General features: G+C 72.5%; 14 protein-coding genes. 9 read left to right on the top strand and 5 right to left on the bottom strand.

Annotated elements, in window-relative coordinates:
• Positions 1–644: 644 nt before the first annotated feature.
• The 3 genes from OO63_RS00795 to OO63_RS00785 all read left to right on the top strand — a co-directional run bounded on the left by OO63_RS00795 (position 645) and on the right by OO63_RS00785 (position 2,016).
• Positions 645–1,178: an NUDIX hydrolase gene (locus OO63_RS00795; RefSeq protein WP_030356184.1), complete on the top strand. Its 534-nt coding sequence runs from the start codon at positions 645–647 to the stop codon at positions 1,176–1,178.
• Positions 1,179–1,252: 74 nt separating this feature from the next.
• Positions 1,253–1,645: a YidH family protein gene (locus OO63_RS00790; protein WP_030356183.1), complete on the top strand. Its 393-nt coding sequence runs from the start codon at positions 1,253–1,255 to the stop codon at positions 1,643–1,645.
• An 8-nt stretch (positions 1,646–1,653) separates the two neighbouring features.
• On the top strand, positions 1,654–2,016 hold the full coding sequence (locus tag OO63_RS00785; protein ID WP_051810419.1) for a DUF202 domain-containing protein: 363 nt from the start codon (positions 1,654–1,656) through the stop codon (positions 2,014–2,016).
• 102 nt (positions 2,017–2,118) lie between these two features.
• Here the strand turns inward: OO63_RS00785 and OO63_RS00780 are convergent, their stop codons facing one another.
• Positions 2,119–3,066 carry an NADP-dependent oxidoreductase gene (locus OO63_RS00780; protein WP_030356181.1) on the bottom strand — a complete coding sequence of 316 codons (948 nt, stop codon included), beginning with the start codon at positions 3,064–3,066 and terminating at the stop codon, positions 2,119–2,121.
• Between the two features lie 131 nt (positions 3,067–3,197).
• Between OO63_RS00780 and OO63_RS00775 the strand changes: the two genes are divergently transcribed.
• The 3 genes from OO63_RS00775 (at position 3,198) to OO63_RS00765 (ending at position 6,054) form a co-directional block, all read left to right on the top strand.
• A complete protein-coding gene (locus tag OO63_RS00775; RefSeq protein ID WP_030356180.1) occupies positions 3,198–3,494 on the top strand; it encodes a hypothetical protein in 297 nt (98 codons plus the stop codon).
• A gap of 225 nt (positions 3,495–3,719) precedes the next feature.
• A complete protein-coding gene (locus OO63_RS00770; RefSeq protein ID WP_030356179.1) occupies positions 3,720–4,763 on the top strand; it encodes a phosphotransferase family protein in 1,044 nt (347 codons plus the stop codon).
• A gap of 67 nt (positions 4,764–4,830) precedes the next feature.
• Positions 4,831–6,054 (top strand): acyl-CoA dehydrogenase family protein, encoded by a 1,224-nt coding sequence (locus OO63_RS00765; protein WP_030356178.1) that lies wholly within the window; start codon positions 4,831–4,833, stop codon positions 6,052–6,054.
• A 132-nt stretch (positions 6,055–6,186) separates the two neighbouring features.
• Here OO63_RS00765 and OO63_RS00760 read toward each other — a convergent pair whose 3' ends face one another.
• On the bottom strand, positions 6,187–6,780 hold the full coding sequence (locus OO63_RS00760; RefSeq protein WP_030356177.1) for a TetR/AcrR family transcriptional regulator: 594 nt from the start codon (positions 6,778–6,780) through the stop codon (positions 6,187–6,189).
• A 187-nt stretch (positions 6,781–6,967) separates the two neighbouring features.
• Positions 6,968–7,732, bottom strand: a complete 765-nt coding sequence (locus OO63_RS00755; protein WP_030356176.1) for an SDR family oxidoreductase — start codon at positions 7,730–7,732, stop codon at positions 6,968–6,970.
• 254 nt (positions 7,733–7,986) lie between these two features.
• Here OO63_RS00755 and OO63_RS00750 point away from each other — a divergent pair, with 254 nt between their 5' ends.
• A complete protein-coding gene (locus tag OO63_RS00750) occupies positions 7,987–9,321 on the top strand; it encodes an erythromycin esterase family protein (RefSeq protein WP_033263660.1) in 1,335 nt (444 codons plus the stop codon).
• A gap of 21 nt (positions 9,322–9,342) precedes the next feature.
• On the opposite strand, the gene OO63_RS00745 is transcribed toward OO63_RS00750, so the two are convergent.
• Complete coding sequence (locus OO63_RS00745; protein ID WP_030356174.1) at positions 9,343–10,362, bottom strand: LysR family transcriptional regulator; 1,020 nt, start codon at positions 10,360–10,362, stop codon at positions 9,343–9,345.
• A gap of 311 nt (positions 10,363–10,673) precedes the next feature.
• Between OO63_RS00745 and OO63_RS00740 the strand changes: the two genes are divergently transcribed.
• Together OO63_RS00740 and OO63_RS00735 are read left to right on the top strand one after the other, a co-directional pair.
• Complete coding sequence (locus OO63_RS00740; RefSeq protein WP_051810418.1) at positions 10,674–11,192, top strand: hypothetical protein; 519 nt, start codon at positions 10,674–10,676, stop codon at positions 11,190–11,192.
• A 109-nt stretch (positions 11,193–11,301) separates the two neighbouring features.
• Positions 11,302–12,636: a hypothetical protein gene (locus OO63_RS00735; RefSeq protein WP_030356172.1), complete on the top strand. Its 1,335-nt coding sequence runs from the start codon at positions 11,302–11,304 to the stop codon at positions 12,634–12,636.
• A gap of 70 nt (positions 12,637–12,706) precedes the next feature.
• Here the strand turns inward: OO63_RS00735 and OO63_RS00730 are convergent, their stop codons facing one another.
• Complete coding sequence (locus tag OO63_RS00730; RefSeq protein WP_030356171.1) at positions 12,707–15,553, bottom strand: penicillin acylase family protein; 2,847 nt, start codon at positions 15,551–15,553, stop codon at positions 12,707–12,709.
• Between the last annotated feature and the right edge of the window lie 31 nt (positions 15,554–15,584).

Raw genomic sequence — 15,584 nt, 5'->3', positions numbered from 1 at the left:
TCCTCGGTTCAGCGGGGTGCGCAGTCAACTGTCCGGGGGTGGGTTGGTGGGGGCCCTGCGGGGCTCTCCCCAATCCCACCCCTTCCCGGCTGTGACATTGTGCGGCTCCGCCGCGCGGGGGGCTCCGCCCCGGACCCCGCAGGCGGACGTCCCGTGACGGGTGGGACAGTCCTCCCCCGCTATCGGCGCTCCGCGCCTCGTCCTCAAACGCCGGACGGGCTGAAAACCTCACCGAGGCGGGCTGGGAAGCTGCCGTGCGGCGGGCCGGAAGGCGCCGCGGGGCGGGCTGCCATGTGCGGGGGGGGAGCCGGAGAGGCACTGCGGGGTGAGCCGTTTCGGGGCTGAAGGTGCCGGGCTGCTGAACAGCCGAAGCATTGGTGGGGGCGGGCGGGTGGGAGAGAGCCCGTCCGGCGTTTGAGGACGAGGCGCGAAGCGCCGATACGGGGGCGACCCCGGCAGGGCTGAAGGTGCCGGGCTGTCGGACAGGCCGGTGCGAGTTTTGGCGGGCGGGTGGGAGAGAGCCCGTCCGGCGATTGAGGACGAGGCGCGGAGCGCCGATAGGGGGGTGACCCCGGCAGGGCTGAGGGTGCCGGGCTGTTGCTCGGCTGGGTCGAGGTTGCCGGGGGGTGCGGTTGGATGGGGGGATGGAGATGCGTGGGGTCGCCGATCCGGCGGACGAGGTGCTGGATGTCGTCGACCAGGACGACAACGTCGTGGGGACGGCCCGCCGGGGCGAGGTGTACGCCCGCGGCCTACGGCACCGCTGCGTGTTCATCGAGGCCCGCGACGCCGAGGGCCGCGTCTTCGTCCACCGCCGCACCCCGGACAAGCTCGTCTTCCCCTCCCGCTACGACATGTTCGTCGGCGGCGTCGTCGCGGCCGGCGAGTCGTACGACGACGCGGCGCTGCGCGAGGCCCAGGAGGAGCTGGGCGTCAGCGGACTCCCCCGCCCCGTACCCCTGTTCAAGTTCCTGTTCGACGACGGCGCGGGCCGCACCTGGTGGTCGGCCGTGTACGAGGTGCGCTGCACGACCCCGGTCGACCCGCAGCGCGAGGAGGTGGCCTGGCACGACTTCCTCACCGACGAGGAGCTTGCGCGGCGGACCACCGAGTGGGAGTGGGTGCCGGACGGCCTCGACGCGTACGCGCGGCTGCGGGCGTTCCGGGCCGCCGAATAGCCCGGCGAAACAGCCCGGCGCGGCCCACGGCGCCCGGCGGGCGAGCGCCGCACCGGGCGACCTATCGTGCAACGGTGAGCACCTTCGTACAGAGCCTGAGGCTGTGGTTCGCCCCCGAGCGCGCCCGGCAGGAGGGCGAAACCCCCGACTACCGCTTCTCCCTCGCCAACGAACGCACCTTCCTCGCCTGGCTGCGCACCGCCCTCGCGCTGATCGGCGGCGGCTTCGCCGTGGACCAGTTCCTGCCCGACCTGCGTTGGGGCGTGCGCGTCGGCCTCGCCCTCGCGCTGCTCGCCGCCGGGGTGCTGTGCGCGCTGCGCGCCGTGAACCACTGGGTGCGCTGCGAGCAGGCCATGCGGCGCGGCGAGGACCTGCCCGCGTCCCGTTTCCCGGCGCTCCTCGGCGTGGTGGTGGCGGTGGTCGCGGTGGCCATGGTGGTGGTCGTGGTGTTCGGGTGGGAGGGGTGACCGAGGCCGTGGGCCCCGGTGGCGCCGGGGGTACTGGCGGGGCCGGGGACGCCGCCCTCCGGGACCCCGCGCCGCGCGACCCCGGCCTCCAGCCCGAGCGGACCCGCCTCGCGTGGCGGCGTACGACACTGACCTGCACGGTCGCCGCCGTGCTCGGCGCCCGCGCGGCGCTGCACGACGGGGCGTCCGTGGTCGCCGCCGTCGCGTGCGCGCTGTGTCTGCTGCTGTGGCTGGGCTTCCTGGCGGTCGCGCACCGCAGGATGACGGCGCTGACGGCGGCCCGCCCGCACCCGCTCGGCCGCCGCACGGCCACGGCGGCGGCCGTGTGCACGGGTGCGCTCGCGGTGTGCGCGGCGGCGCTGATCCTCTAGCGGGACCTCCGCCGGACCTCAGGGCGTCAGGCCTCAGGACCTCAGGGCCTCAAGGCCTCCGCAGGCGAGACGCACCCCGCCCACCAGGGCCGATCCCACCCCCTACTGCCCACCCTCCTCCGCCCAGTCCACCCGCACCACGATCTTCCCCCGCGTCCGCCCCTCCTCCAGGAGCCGGAACGCGTCCGCCGCCCGTTCCAGGGGGAACGTCTCCTGGACGTGGGCGGTGAGGACGTCCTGTTCGACGAGTTCGGTGAGGCGGGTCAGGTCGGCGGCGTCGGGGCGGACGAAGCAGTACTGGCCGCCGAGGGCGATGACGGAGCCGTCGGCGATGGAGGCGAGGCGGCCGCCGGGGGCGAGGAGGTCCGCGGAGAGCTTCAGGGTGTCGCCGCCGATGGTGTCGAAGGCCGCGTCGACGCCCTCGGGGGCGAGGGCGCGCACCCGCTCGGCGAGGCCGTCGCCGTACACGACCGGTTCCGCGCCGAGGTCGCGCAGGTAGGCGTGGTTGCGTTCGCTCGCGGTGCCGATGACGCGGGCGCCCGCGTGCCGGGCGAGCTGCACGGCGAAGGTGCCGACACCGCCCGCGGCCGCGTGCACGAGCACGACGTCGCCGTCGGTGACGGACAGGGCCTTGGTGATCACCTGGTAGGCGGTGAGCCCGGCCAGGGGCAGCCCCGCGGCCTCCTCGAAGGTGAGGTTGCGCGGCTTGCGCGCGAGGGTGCGCACGGGAGCCGCCACATACTCGGCGAGGGTGCCGCGCGAGAGGAAGTCCTCGCGTACGTATCCGATGACCTCGTCGCCGACGGCGAACTCCGGGGCCGCGGCGCCCGGCTGGACCACCACACCGGCCACGTCCCAGGCGGGGATCACCGGGAAGACGGCGTCGAGGACGGCGTCCAGGTACCCCTCGCGGCACTTGTGGTCGACCGGGTTCAGGGCCGCGGCCCGCACCTTGACCAGGACGGAGTCGGGGCCGACCTTCGGGTCGCGCACATCGCCGTACTCAAGGACGTCGGGCCCGCCGTACGCGCGGTAGCTGATCGCTTTCATCGGGTCGCCTCACGGAGTCATGGAAGTAGTGAAAAGCTTTCACAACGGGATCAAACAGGCATCGAGGACTAGCCTGAGAGAGTCACCCGGCACCGCCGACGGGGACACCTCCCGCACGGAAGGCGTACGTCATGACCACGCTCCACCAGGAACACCCGGCCCACGACCACACCCACAGCCCGGACTGCGGGCACCAGGCGGTGCCGCACGGCGACCACGTCGACTACGCCCACAACGGCCATCTGCACACCCCGCACGACGGCCACTACGACGAGTGCGAGCCGAGCGGGCACGTCACCCACGAGGGCCACGACCACCAGCACGGCGAGAACTGCGGGCACGACGCGGTGCTGCACGGCGACCACGTCGACTACGTCCACGACGGGCACCGGCACGCCGCGCACGACGGCCACTGGGACGACCACTGAGCCCCGGCTCCCCCTGAGCCCTCCTCCCAGGGCGCCCGGTCACCCCTTCCCCGACCGGGCGCCCGCCCCCGCCGGGCTTCGACCCCTCGGCACCCGCGATCCTGATCACGTTCGGGCCGGACCCTCTGGACGACATACCGACTGGTCGGCATCATGAACGGCAGCGCGTTGGCATCACCGACCACCGTCCGCCGCCCGTCGTATCTGATCAGGAGCGCTTCGCCCATGAGCCAAGACCGCCCTCTCGGCCCGCCCGGCCTCGACCTCGACCGGCTGCGCGGCCACCTCGACCGCGAACGGCCGGGCCTGCTCGCCGCGGGCCCGCTCACGGCCCGGCTGATCGAGGGCGGCCGGTCGAACCTCACGTACGCCGTGACGGACGGGACGGCACGCTGGGTGGTGCGGCGCCCGCCCCTCGGGCACGTCCTCGCCACCGCGCACGACATGCGGCGCGAGCACCGGGTGATCAGCGCCCTGCACACGACGGACGTGCCGGTGCCGCGGCCGGTGCTGCTGTGCGAGGACGAGGAGGTGCTCGGGGCCCCGTTCTACGTCATGGAGTTCGTGGCGGGCACGCCCTACCGCACGGCGGAGCAGCTCGCCCCGCTCGGCCCGGAGCGCACCCGCGCCGCTGTGCTCGGCCTCGTCGACACCCTGGTGGACCTGCACGCCGTGGACCCGGAGGCGGTCGGGCTCGGTGACTTCGGGCGGCCCGAGGGCTTCCTGGACCGGCAGCTGCGGCGCTGGGGCAAGCAGTTGGACGCATCGCGCGGCCGCGACCTGCCCGGCATCGAGGAGCTGCACGCGGCCCTCGGCCGGTCCCTTCCCACCTCCCCCGCGCCCACCGTGGTGCACGGCGACTACCGCCTGGACAACGTCCTCCTCGACACCTCGGGCGAGGCCGACCGCATCGCCGCCGTCCTCGACTGGGAGATGTCCACCCTCGGCGACCCGCTCACCGACCTCGGTCTGCTCGTGATGTACAGCGTGCGGCTCGACGTGCCCGAGTCCCCCGTCAGCACCACGGCGGGCGCCCCCGGCCACCCGGACCCGGCCGAGCTGATCGAGCGCTATGCCGCCCGGTCCGGCCGGGACGTCTCCGCCGTCGCCTGGTACACGGCGTTCGCCTGGTTCAAGCTCGCCGTGATCCTGGAGGGCATCCACTACCGCTACACCCTCGGCCAGACGGTCGGCGCGGGCTTCGACCGCATCGGCGACCTCGTGCCCGTCTTCATCGAGCACGGCCTGACCACCTTGTCGCAAGCCTGACCGGTCGGACGCACGACCTGCCGTAGACCTGACGTGTCGTCAAGCCTGAGAGGACCCGGACACCACCATGCACTTCGCATACGACGCCCGCACCGAGGAGCTCCGCGGCCGCCTGCTCGCCTTCATGGACGAGCACGTCCTGCCCGCCGAGCCGGTGGCCGAGGAGCAGCGCGCCGCCCTGGCCTCGCCGTGGGACACGCCCGCCGTCGTCGGCGAGCTGAAGGCCGAGGCCCGTCGCCAGGGCCTGTGGAACCTCTTCCTGCCGGACAGTCAGGACGGCTCGTACGGGGCGGGCCTGACGAACCTCCAGTACGCGCCGCTCGCCGAGATCACCGGCCGCAGCCCGCACCTGGCGCCGACCGCCCTCAACTGCGCGGCGCCGGACACCGGCAACATGGAGGTGCTCGCCCAGTTCGGCACCGACGAGCAGAAGAAGCAGTGGCTGGAGCCGCTGCTCGCGGGCGAGATCCGCTCGGCGTTCGCCATGACGGAGCCCGAGGTGGCCTCGTCGGACGCCACGAACATCACCACGCACATCAAGCGGGACGGCGACTCGTACGTCATCACGGGCCGCAAGTGGTACATCTCCGGGGCGATGAACCCCGACTGCAAGGTCTTCATCGTGATGGGCAAGACCGACCCGGACGGCCCGGACATCCGCCGCCAGCAGTCGATGGTGCTCGTGCCCCGCGACACCCCGGGCGTCGAAGTGCGCCGCGCCATGCGGGTGTACGGGTACGAGGACCACTCCCACGGCGGTCACGCGGAGGTGGTCTTCGACGGCGCCCGGGTCCCCGCGGCCAACCTCGTCGGCGAGGAGGGCGGCGGCTTCGCCATCGCCCAGGCGCGGCTCGGGCCCGGCCGCATCCACCACTGCATGCGCCTCATCGGCATGGCCGAGCGCGCCATCGAGCTGATGTGCCGCCGGGCCGTGGGCCGCACCGCGTTCGGCAAGCCGCTGGCCCGGCAGGGTGTGGTCCAGGAGTGGATCGCGGACGCGCGGGTCGCCGTCGAGCAGGTGCGCCTGCTCGTCCTGAAGACGGCCTGGCTGATGGACACGGTGGGCAACAAGGGCGCGCACACCGAGATCCAGGCCATCAAGATCGCCACGCCCCGGACGGTCGTGGACATCCTCGACCGGGCCGTCCAGCTGCACGGCGCGGGCGGTGTGAGCCAGGACTTCCCGCTGGCGGAGCTGTGGGCGGCGGCGCGCACGCTGCGCCTCGCCGACGGTCCCGACGAGGTGCACCAGCGGTCGCTCGCGCGGCGGGAGTTGAAGCGGTACCTCTGACTCCGGTGCGAGCGGCGCCTCTGGTTCCGGTGTGAGCGGTACCTCTGGTTCCGGTGCGAGCGGCGCCTGTGGTTCCGGTGCGGGGTGGCGGGCGGTCGGCCCGCCGCCCCGCACCCGGTGCGCCCTCGGGCGCTACGGCCTGAGCGCCCGCAGCAGCAGGTCCGCCAGGTGGTCCGCGACCTGCTGCGGCGTCAGGGGTCCGTCGGGGCGGTACCACGTCGACAGATGGTGGACGGAGCCGAAGTGGTAGTCCACGACGAGGTCGGCGGGGGTGGCCGTGGAGAACACCCCGGCCTCCTGGCCCTCCTCGATCAGGGCCCGGAACCGCTCGTGGTAGCGGCGCCGCTCCGCCCGGACCTGCTTGTGCTTCTCGGGGCTGAGGTGGTGCATCGACCGGAAGAAGATCGAGGCGTCGTCGAGGTTCGCGATGGTGGTCACGACGACGTCGGCCGCCGCGTCCCGCAGCCGCCGCTCCACCGGCTCGTCCGCGTCGGCGAACGCGTCGAGCCGCTCCTGCTGCACCCGCAGCATCCGCGCGTACACCTCGTGCAGCAGATCGTCCTTGGACCCGAAGTAGTGGTAGAGCGCGCCCTTGGTGACGCCCGCCGCCTCGACGATCTCCTGCACGGACGTACGGTCGTAGCCGCGGTCGGCGAAGAGCCGGGTGGCGGCGGCGAGCAGCCTCTGCGGGACGGGCGTACCGTCACCGTCCGTCGTTCTGGCCACTGCCGCCACCTGCCTTCCGTTGCATGCTGTTCTGGTCTTCCAGCCGGGCCCGCCGTGATCCACCGCGGGTCCTCGTGGACGGGAACGCGATTCCCGCCGGAGGATCTTCCCATTCGCGGCCGTCGGCGGCTCCTTCAGGACCTCCGCCGCACGGGGTACCAGCGCGCGGGGGCGGCGCGGGGCCGGCTCAGCGCCCGGACGCCTCCCACTTCTGCTGGATGTGGTTCATGCTCGTCAGCCACTTGTCGGGCGTCGCGGCCCGCGCCTGGTAGTAACCGGCGACCTCGGGGTGCGGCAGGATCAGGAAGCGGTCCTCGGCCATGCCGGTGAACAGCGCGTCGGCGACGTCCTCGGGCTCGATCGCGGTGGGCGCGAGGACGAGTTCCCCGGCGGAGCCCGCGGCGGTGAGCATGTCCGTGCGCACGCCCTGAGGGCAGATCGCGTGCACCTTCACACCGCGGTGACGGTAGGTCAGGGACAGCCATTCGGCGAAGGCGTACGCGCCGTGCTTGGTGACGCTGTAGGGCGCGGCGCCGACCATCGTGAGCAGCCCGGCCGCCGACACCGTCGACACGAACCGGCCCTCGCCCCGCTCCAGCCAGCCGGGGACCAGCGCCTGTGCGGCCCGGACGTGCGCCATCACGTTCACGTCCCAGGCGTCGGCCCACACCCGCTCGGCCGCGGCCTCGGTGCCGCCGGACGCGAGCCCGGCGTTGGCGCAGTACACGTCGACGGTGCCGTCGAGCGCGGCGAGGGCGTCGGCGACGACCGCGGAGGCGTCACCGGGCAGGGCGACGCCGCCCACCTCGGCGGCCACCTCCGCCGCCCTGGCCGCGTCCAGGTCGTTGACGACGACGCGGGCTCCGGCGGCGGCGAAGCGGCGGGCCAGCGCGGCCCCGATCCCGCCGCCCGCGCCGGTGACGACGACTCCCTTGCCCTGCAGGCTCTCCACGGGTGGTCTCCTTCGGCCTCGGTCACCCTCGTGCCGGTCGGCTGCCGGTCGGCGCGAGGTGCTGGTCGATCACGCTCTCGGCGACAGACTAACCAGTCGGTATGTCGTGCCGAAAGGGGGTCTCGGGTGCCGGTGCCCCCCGCGCCTCGCTGGTGCGGACCCCACCATCGGACGGGGTGCCTCCGGGATGGTCGCGCCGGTCGCCGCACGGAATCGTGATCTTCGTACAGAACGCGATGCGCAGGAGGAAGAACATGGCACGGACCGCCCCGTCACGGGCCTCTCTGGTGCTGGTCACAGCAGTCGGGACGGGGGCCCTGCTCGCCCCCGTCGCTGCCACGGCCGCCACGGCCGCCCCGCGCCCGGACAGCCCGGTGCACGCCATCGAGAGCGCCGCGCACCCCCTGCGCGCCACGGGCCCCACCGGCTCGACGAAGGACCTGCGGCCGCTCGGCCGGATGGTGGGCGACGCCAAGGTGGTGGGGCTCGGCGAAGCCACCCACGGCACCCACGAGTTCTTCACCATGAAGGACCGCCTCTTCCGCTACCTGGTCCAGGAGAAGGGCTTTCGGACCTTCTCCCTGGAGGTGAGCTGGACCACGGGGCTGCGCTTCGACGCCTATGTGCGCGGCGGCCCGGGCGACGTGCGCGAGCTGGTCCGCCAGGAGCTGTCGAAGGGCCCCTGGTACAACGAGGAGTACATCGAACTGCTCACCTGGATGCGGACGTACAACCAGCGGCACCCGGACCGTCAGCTGCGCTTCATGGGCAACGACCTCAACAACCCGCACATGGGCGTCGAGCTCTACGACGCCGTGACCGACTACGTGCGCCGCCACGCCCCCGACCGGCTCGACCGGGTCAAGGCCCTGTACGCGCCGCTGCGGAAGGTCACCGACGGGGACGCCCATCTGGCGCTGCCCCTGGCCGAGCGCGCCCGGCTCGCGAAGCAGGCGCGGGCGGCGTACGAGCTGGTCAAGGGCATCCGGCCGGAGCACGGCGGCACGAAGTTCACCTGGACCCTCCAGCACGCCCGCTCCGTCATGCAGACCGCGGACATCTACGCCTTCGACACCGACAAGCCCTCCGGGGTCAGCGGGGCGATGCGCTACCGCGACCGGATCATGGCGCGGAACACGGTGTGGTGGCAGCGGCAGACCGGCGGCAAGGTGCTCGTGTCGGCGCACAACGCCCACATCGGGTACGAGTCGCGCGACGCGAACTACCCGAAGATGCAGGGCGCCTTCCTGCGGGACGCGCTCGGGACGAAGTACCGGAGCATCGGGTTCTCCTTCGACCGGGGCTCGTTCCTCGCGACCGGCACCCAGGACACGAAGTGGAAGCGGCGGACCGTGGGCCCCGCGGGGCCCGGCATGAACGAGCACACCCTCGACAAGGTGTCGTACAAGGACTACTACGTGGACATGCGAAAGGCGCCCGCCGCCGCGCGCGCGTGGCTGGACAAGGCCCGCCCGACCCGCAGCATCGGCACCGCCTACCCCGACGGCCCGTACGACATCCGGCTCGGCGCGAACCACGACGTCCTCATCCACCTGCACCGCACCACGGCCGCCCACCGGCCGCAGTAGCGCCGCCGGTGGCCCGGCCGGTCAACGGCTGAGCCACCAGCGTCCGTTGTCCTTCGCCAGGGCGTCCCACAGCAGGTTCAGCGGGTGGTTCGCGTCGTACGACGCGCGGTCGCCGCGCCGGGTGAAGACGCCGACGAGGACCTCGGTGCGCGGCCCGACGTCGCCGACGACGTCGAGGCGGCGCAGGCCCCCGGCCTCGGGGAGGCTGCCGGACTCGGCGGCCTCCGCGATGCCGCGGGTGACCAGCATCGCCCCGCTGACCACGCCGGACCGCAGCAGTTCGAAGCCGTAGTGGGCGGCCTCGATCTCGGCCGCGATGGACATCTCCTTGCGGAAGTCGGCGCCGTACCAGGCGGTGAGGAAGCGGGCGATGAGGCCGCCCGCGGAGACCACCAGGGGCAGGCCCGGCAGCTCGCTCGCGTCGACCGAGTCGCCGGGCAGCTTCTGTGGCGGCAGGTTCGTGAGGATCGACAGGCCGCTGCGCCGCCACTCCACGATCTCGTACGGCTCCAGCTCGGCCTCCTGGCCCTCCGTGACGACGATGCTGCCGCAGACCAGGTCGAGTTCCTTGGACCGCAGCCGGGCGAAGAGGTCGCCGGTGCGGACGTGGGTGACCTTCAGGTCCACGCCACGGCGTTCGTAGGCGTCGCTGACGCGCTCCACGGCGTCCAGGAGGAAGCCGAGGGTGTAGCGGGTCGAGCCGACCGAGAGGGTGCGGCCGAGGCGGCGGCGCGCGTCGTGGATGCCGTCCGACCACGCGGACAGCGTGGAGCGCGCGAGCGCGACCAGATGCTCGCCGGTGGCGGTGAACAGGACGTCCTTGCCGCGGCCCCGCTTGAGCACCAGCGCCTCACCGCACAGCGCGCCGAACGTGCGGTTCATCGTGTCCAGTTGCTTCTGCACGCTGGACTGTTCCCGGCCGAGCTGGCGCGCGGCGGCGAGCGCCGTGCCGGTCTCATGCACGGCGAGCAGCGTACGGAGCTGATCCATCGTGGTGTCCAGCAGTTCCGCGGGGTACTGCGGGGGACCGTTTAAGGCCATGCGAACTTACTCTCTCCAACTCCCTTTGAGTTTTACGGCATTGCAGCATAGCCGCCGCGGAAACTGATCCCTCGATCACCCCAGATTATCTGGGGATTTCTTCCAGAAAATGCTGGCTGTGTTCGTGGTGCCCATGGAATGGTCGAGTCAATCCCACTCGAACCTTCATCTCCCCGAGGAGAGTCGCACCCGTGAGTCAATACCAGGTCGCGCCCGCGCCGGTCGGTCCCCGCCGCGCGGCCCGCGCAAACCGCGCGGTCCGGCGGCCCGGCACCCTGACCACTCTGGTCTGGACCTCTGTCATATCCGCGGTGTCCGCAATCGTCGGCGCGGTACTCGTCTTCGCCGGCGGCAATGACATGGCCGACGAGAACATCCGGGACGTCATCGACGACCATCCGGACGTCGTCGGACTGCCGTCGAATACGACGGCGGCCGACATCAAGTCGCTCTCAGGACCCATCTGGGACGAGCTCGTCAGTGACCGCGCGGGGGCACTCGCGGCCCGTGCCGGATTCGCCATATTCACCGCGGTGTGCCTGCTGGTATTCACGCTCTGCGTCCGCAGGAAGGCGGCGACTTGGGCGCGCGTATTCATTACCATTTCGGGCGTCGTGGCCTTGTTCCCCCATGTCCTCATCTTGGGTGACTACGAACCCGAATCCGTCATGGCGTTCAGCTTCGTGGCGCTGCTCACGGTGCTCGTGGCCATCGTGTGCGCCTGGCTCCCCGCCACCAACCGCTATGCCCGCGACCAGAAGACGCCGCCCCCGCCCCCCGCCGTGCCCTACGGCGCCCCCGCGCACCCCGGCGACCGGATGCCGTACTGACCGAGGCGCCCCGCAGACCCGCGCGGGAGCCGGTGCCGCCGCCCGGGGGACGGCACCGGCTCCCGCGTGTCGGCGTGTGTTCTCGCGTGTTCCCGCGCGACATCTGGCCATGAGCGCCGACCGGCAGGACCATGCGGTCGTGGAGCCCTACTGGGAATTGACCTTCGACGCCGACGGAGACGTCGACGCCGTGCAGCGCGACCGGCTCCTGTCGGGCGCGGAACGCGAACGCGTCACCGACCTGCTGGTGTTCGCGCACGGCTGGAACAACGACCAGCGGATGGCCCGGCAGCTGTACCGGCGCTTCTTCACCCCGTTCGAGCAGCTCGCCGGAGCCGGTGTGCGTCTCGGCTACACCGGTGTGTTCTGGCCCTCGATCCGCTTCCCCGACGAACCGATCCCGGACTTCGAGCCGTCCGCTGCCCCCACCGCGGCCGCACCCGGGCCACCGCCCGCCGCCCCGGCCCCGGCCCCGGCCGACGACCCGGCCCTCGACCGGGCCACCCGCGACCTGCTCGCGCACACCTTCCCCGGGCCCCAGCAGGCGGCCCGGCTCGACCGCATCGCCGGGCTGCTCCAGGAGCGCGCCGAAGTCCGCTCCCGCCTGGACGAGTTCGGGCGGCTCGTCCGCGATCTGGTGGCGGTGCGCGACACCAGCCCGGCGCACGAGTTCGCCGACGACCTCGGCGCGGGCGAGCCCGCGATGCTCACCGACGACGCCGTCGAGGTCTGCGAGATCTTCCTGGCCATGCTGGAGGACGCCCGCGGCGCGCAGTTCCTCGACGGGGTCCGCAAGCGGCTGTGGCGCGGCGCGAAGGAGCTCCTCCGGCAGGGCACGTACTACGCGATGAAGCGCCGGGCCGGCGCCATCGGGCAGTTGGGGCTCGGCCCCGCCCTCGGTCTGCTCGCGGGGGACGTGCCGGGCCTGCGCGTGCATCTGATCGGGCACAGCTTCGGGGCCCGGCTGATCTCGTACGGGCTGCGCGGCATGCCCGCGCGGGCGCGCTGTGTGAAGTCCGCCACGCTGCTCCAAGGCGCCTTCTCGCACTACGCGTTCAGCCCCCGGCTGCCCCACGACCGCTCGCGCGGCGGGGCGCTCGCCGGGGTGGAGCGGCGGGTCGACGGGCCGCTCGTGTGCTGCTTCTCGCGCCACGACGACGCACTCGGCAAGCTCTATCCGCTCGCGTCCAAGCTCGCCGGTGACTCCGCGGGCTTCCTCAATCTGTGGGAGCGCTGGGGCGCCCTCGGGTTCGACGGTTTCAAGGCCGTCGACGGCGCCCGGCGGGTGGCGCTCGGCGGGGCGCTTCCGGCCCGGGGGTGCGTGAGTGTGGACGCGGCGGCCGTGGTGCGGCGGGGCGGCCCGCCCAACGGCGCGCACAGCGACATCTGCCATGCCGAACTGGCTCACGCCGTGTGCGCCGCCGGACGGATCGCCCTCGCCTGACCGGGTGTTCACCCCGTCGGCCGGACAGGGCGGGCCCTGTCCGGCCGGAGCGGTCCCGGACCCGCGCCGGTCACCGGTGCCGGGGGAACTCCACCACCTGCTGGTACGTCGGCCGGTTCTGCCACTGCACGGCGCCGTGCGTGATGCCGCCGACGGCCCGGTGGATCACGGCGTCCGCGCACCACTGCTCGCCCGCCTTGCAGCTCGCGTCACCGGGGTAGACCTCTGACGCCGGTTTCGCGACGGCCCGCTCCAGGCTCTTCAGGAGCGCGTCGCGGCACGCGTCGAGCTTGCCGTCGCCGCAGTACGCCGTCTTCGTCCAGCCCTCGACCGGCTGCCCGAGGACGGTCCGCAGGTCCTTGTCGGCGTATCCCCACCAGCCGTACTGGAAGGCCGACCCGGCGTGCGCCCCGGTCGGGCCGTGCCCGGCCGACGGCGCCTCGTCCACGCCGAGCTGCGAGGTCAGCGCGGCGTAGAGACCGTCACCGAGGCCGGGCTTGAACGCGGCCTCGACGAGCTGCGGCCACCAGGCGTCCATGATGCGTACGGCGTCGGGGTGGGCGTAGACGTGCGAGCCCTGCGCGGTCTCCTTGCGCTGCGAGCCCGCCTTGCGCCAGGCCTCCAGCTGCTGCACGGCCTGGGCCAGGCGCGGGTCGTCGACGGCCTTGCTGCGGATGACCTTCAGGAGTTCGGGAAGGACCTGTTCGCCGCGCAGGTCGGTGACGGCGGCCTCCGCCATCGCCTGGGTGAGGGAGGCCCGGGTGACGCCGCCCTCCTCGGTGAGCTTCTTGACGCGGTCGTCGAGCAGGTCGCCGCGGTGCACGGCGCTGTGGCCGAAGCCGGCCGCGCTGAAGTCCTTGGCCTGTTTGTTGTTCCAGGAGATGTAGTAGTCCTGGTTGACCGAGTTCGGGTGCTCGGCGGCCGGTGTCTGCGCCGAGGTGTTGTTCGTCGGGTCGAAGTCCCGCCATTCATAGGCCTGTTGGGCCTTCACCGGGAAGGACGGGTCGATGCCGTCGGCGCGCTCGGGGTTGGCGCCGCTGTTGTAGTAGGCGATGTCGCGCGAGTCGGCGTAGAACCAGTTGAAGGCGTACGAGATGTGCTGGGCCGCCTTCTGGAAGGTCGCGGCGTCCTTCACGTACGACGGGTCGTTGAGCATCTGGAAGCCGATGATCGAGTCGGCCTCGTGCCGGTAGGTGGAGCGCAGCGAGACGTACGCGACCGGCTTGCCGTCGACCGTCGCGCGGTGCGTGACGACGCCGTAGTGCGTGCGGAAGACCTGCATGCGGTAGGAGCCCGCCGCGGTGGAGTCGGCGACGGTCGGCTTCCAGGCGTTCTTGCGCTCCAGCTTGTCCATCGGGGTGCAGGTGCCGCGGTAGAGGTAGTGGGTCGCGTCCTTGCCGGGGGTGCCGCCGCCGGGCGCGCACAGTTCGACGGCGTACGTGTCCGTGATGTCCTGGCCCGCGGACGTCGCCGACCACGCGTAGTCCTGGCCGCGGCCGAGCTGGACGTACATGCCGACGCCCGCGAAGGAGACGCCGCGCGCGCTGATGCCGGGGCCCTGGAGTTCCTGCTGCATCAGGAGCTGGGGCGCGAAGTAGCCGGTCTGGGGGCCGAAGACGGCGACGGGGTTGCCGCTCGCGGTGTGCTTGCCCGAGACCAGGAGGGCGTTCGACATGCCCTTGCCGTGCGCGGGGTTGCCCGCGGAGCCGAACAGGTCGGCGGGCAGGACGCCCTTGTCGTACACGCCCTGGAGCGGCTTCAGCTTCTTCGGGGCCTTGACCGGGTCCTTCGGGGCCTTCGCCGGGTTCTTCGCGGTGGCCTTGGCGCCGCCCTCACGGTCGTAGACGAGCTGTTCGCGCACCACCGAGCCCGGGTCGGGCATCGCGGTGCCACGCGCCTTGTCGGGCTTGCCCGCGTAGGGGAAGCTGCTGCCGTCGTGGAGGGTCTGGACGGTCTCGGGGTCGTTGCGGGCGCGGAACTTCTCCCAGACCTCGGTGCCCTTCTCGACGCCGTACTTCTGCTGGGCGGCGAGCAGTGAGAGCGCCGACTCGACCTCTCCCCCGCCGCCGTTGCCGAACAGACCGCCCACGACGGAGGCGAGCGCGATCATGTCGGTAATCTTGAAGGGCTGGATCTCGCCGACGTTCGTGATCGCGTCGATCTTGCCGGTGAGGACGTACTCGCCCGGGAAGTAGCGCCCGTCCTTGGCCTTCACGCGGTACGCGTTGAGCCCGTCGACGTACGCCTGCGCGTCCTCCATGGCCCGCTGGCCGCGCTCGCCCTGCGTCTGCCGGATGTAGTCGACCTGCCGCTGGAGGTCGGCTTCCGTGTACGGGGCCTGCGGCCAGAACTGCTGCTCCAGGCCCTGGTTGGCGGGGGCGCCGCCCGCGAACGGGGTCAGCTCGCCGCGCCCGATGTGCCGGAACAGGTCGATGAGCCACAGCCGGTCCTGCCCGGCGGCGAAGCCCGCGCCGAACTCGGTGCCGTAGCGGGTGGTGCCCTGGATGTGCGGAATGCCGTACTTCTTGTCGCGGGTGATCGTCACGTCGTCCCGCGGCTTGGTGACGGACGCCACCTGGTCGGGCTCGACGCCGAACGAGGCGTCGTTGAAGAACTCGGTGAGCTTGCCGTCGGTCAGCGAGGGATAGCCCGCCGCCAGCGCGTCGTAGGGGCCGAGCTGGTCGTCGGCGTGGGCGGGCCGGGTGCCGAGGAGGCGGTGGCTGAGGATCTCGGCGAGGGTCGCGTTGCCGTTCGCGCCGGGCGGCAGGATGTCCGCGCAGTGGTCGCCGCAGTAGTCGGTGACGGGCGGGGGTTCGGCCGCGGCGGCGCCGGGTCCGGGCGCGAGCAGGAGACCGGCCCCGAGGACGAGGGCCGCTGACATGGTGAGGGTTCTGAGCCGTGCGATGCGTCGTCGCATAGGTGCTCCTCCGGAAGGCCGTCGCGGCGGA

The organism is Streptomyces alboflavus, assembly GCF_000716675.1.
Taxonomy (GTDB): domain Bacteria; phylum Actinomycetota; class Actinomycetes; order Streptomycetales; family Streptomycetaceae; genus Streptomyces; species Streptomyces alboflavus.
The sequence above is the reverse complement of the archived record's forward strand: the minus strand, read 5'-3'. Positions and strand labels throughout refer to the sequence as shown.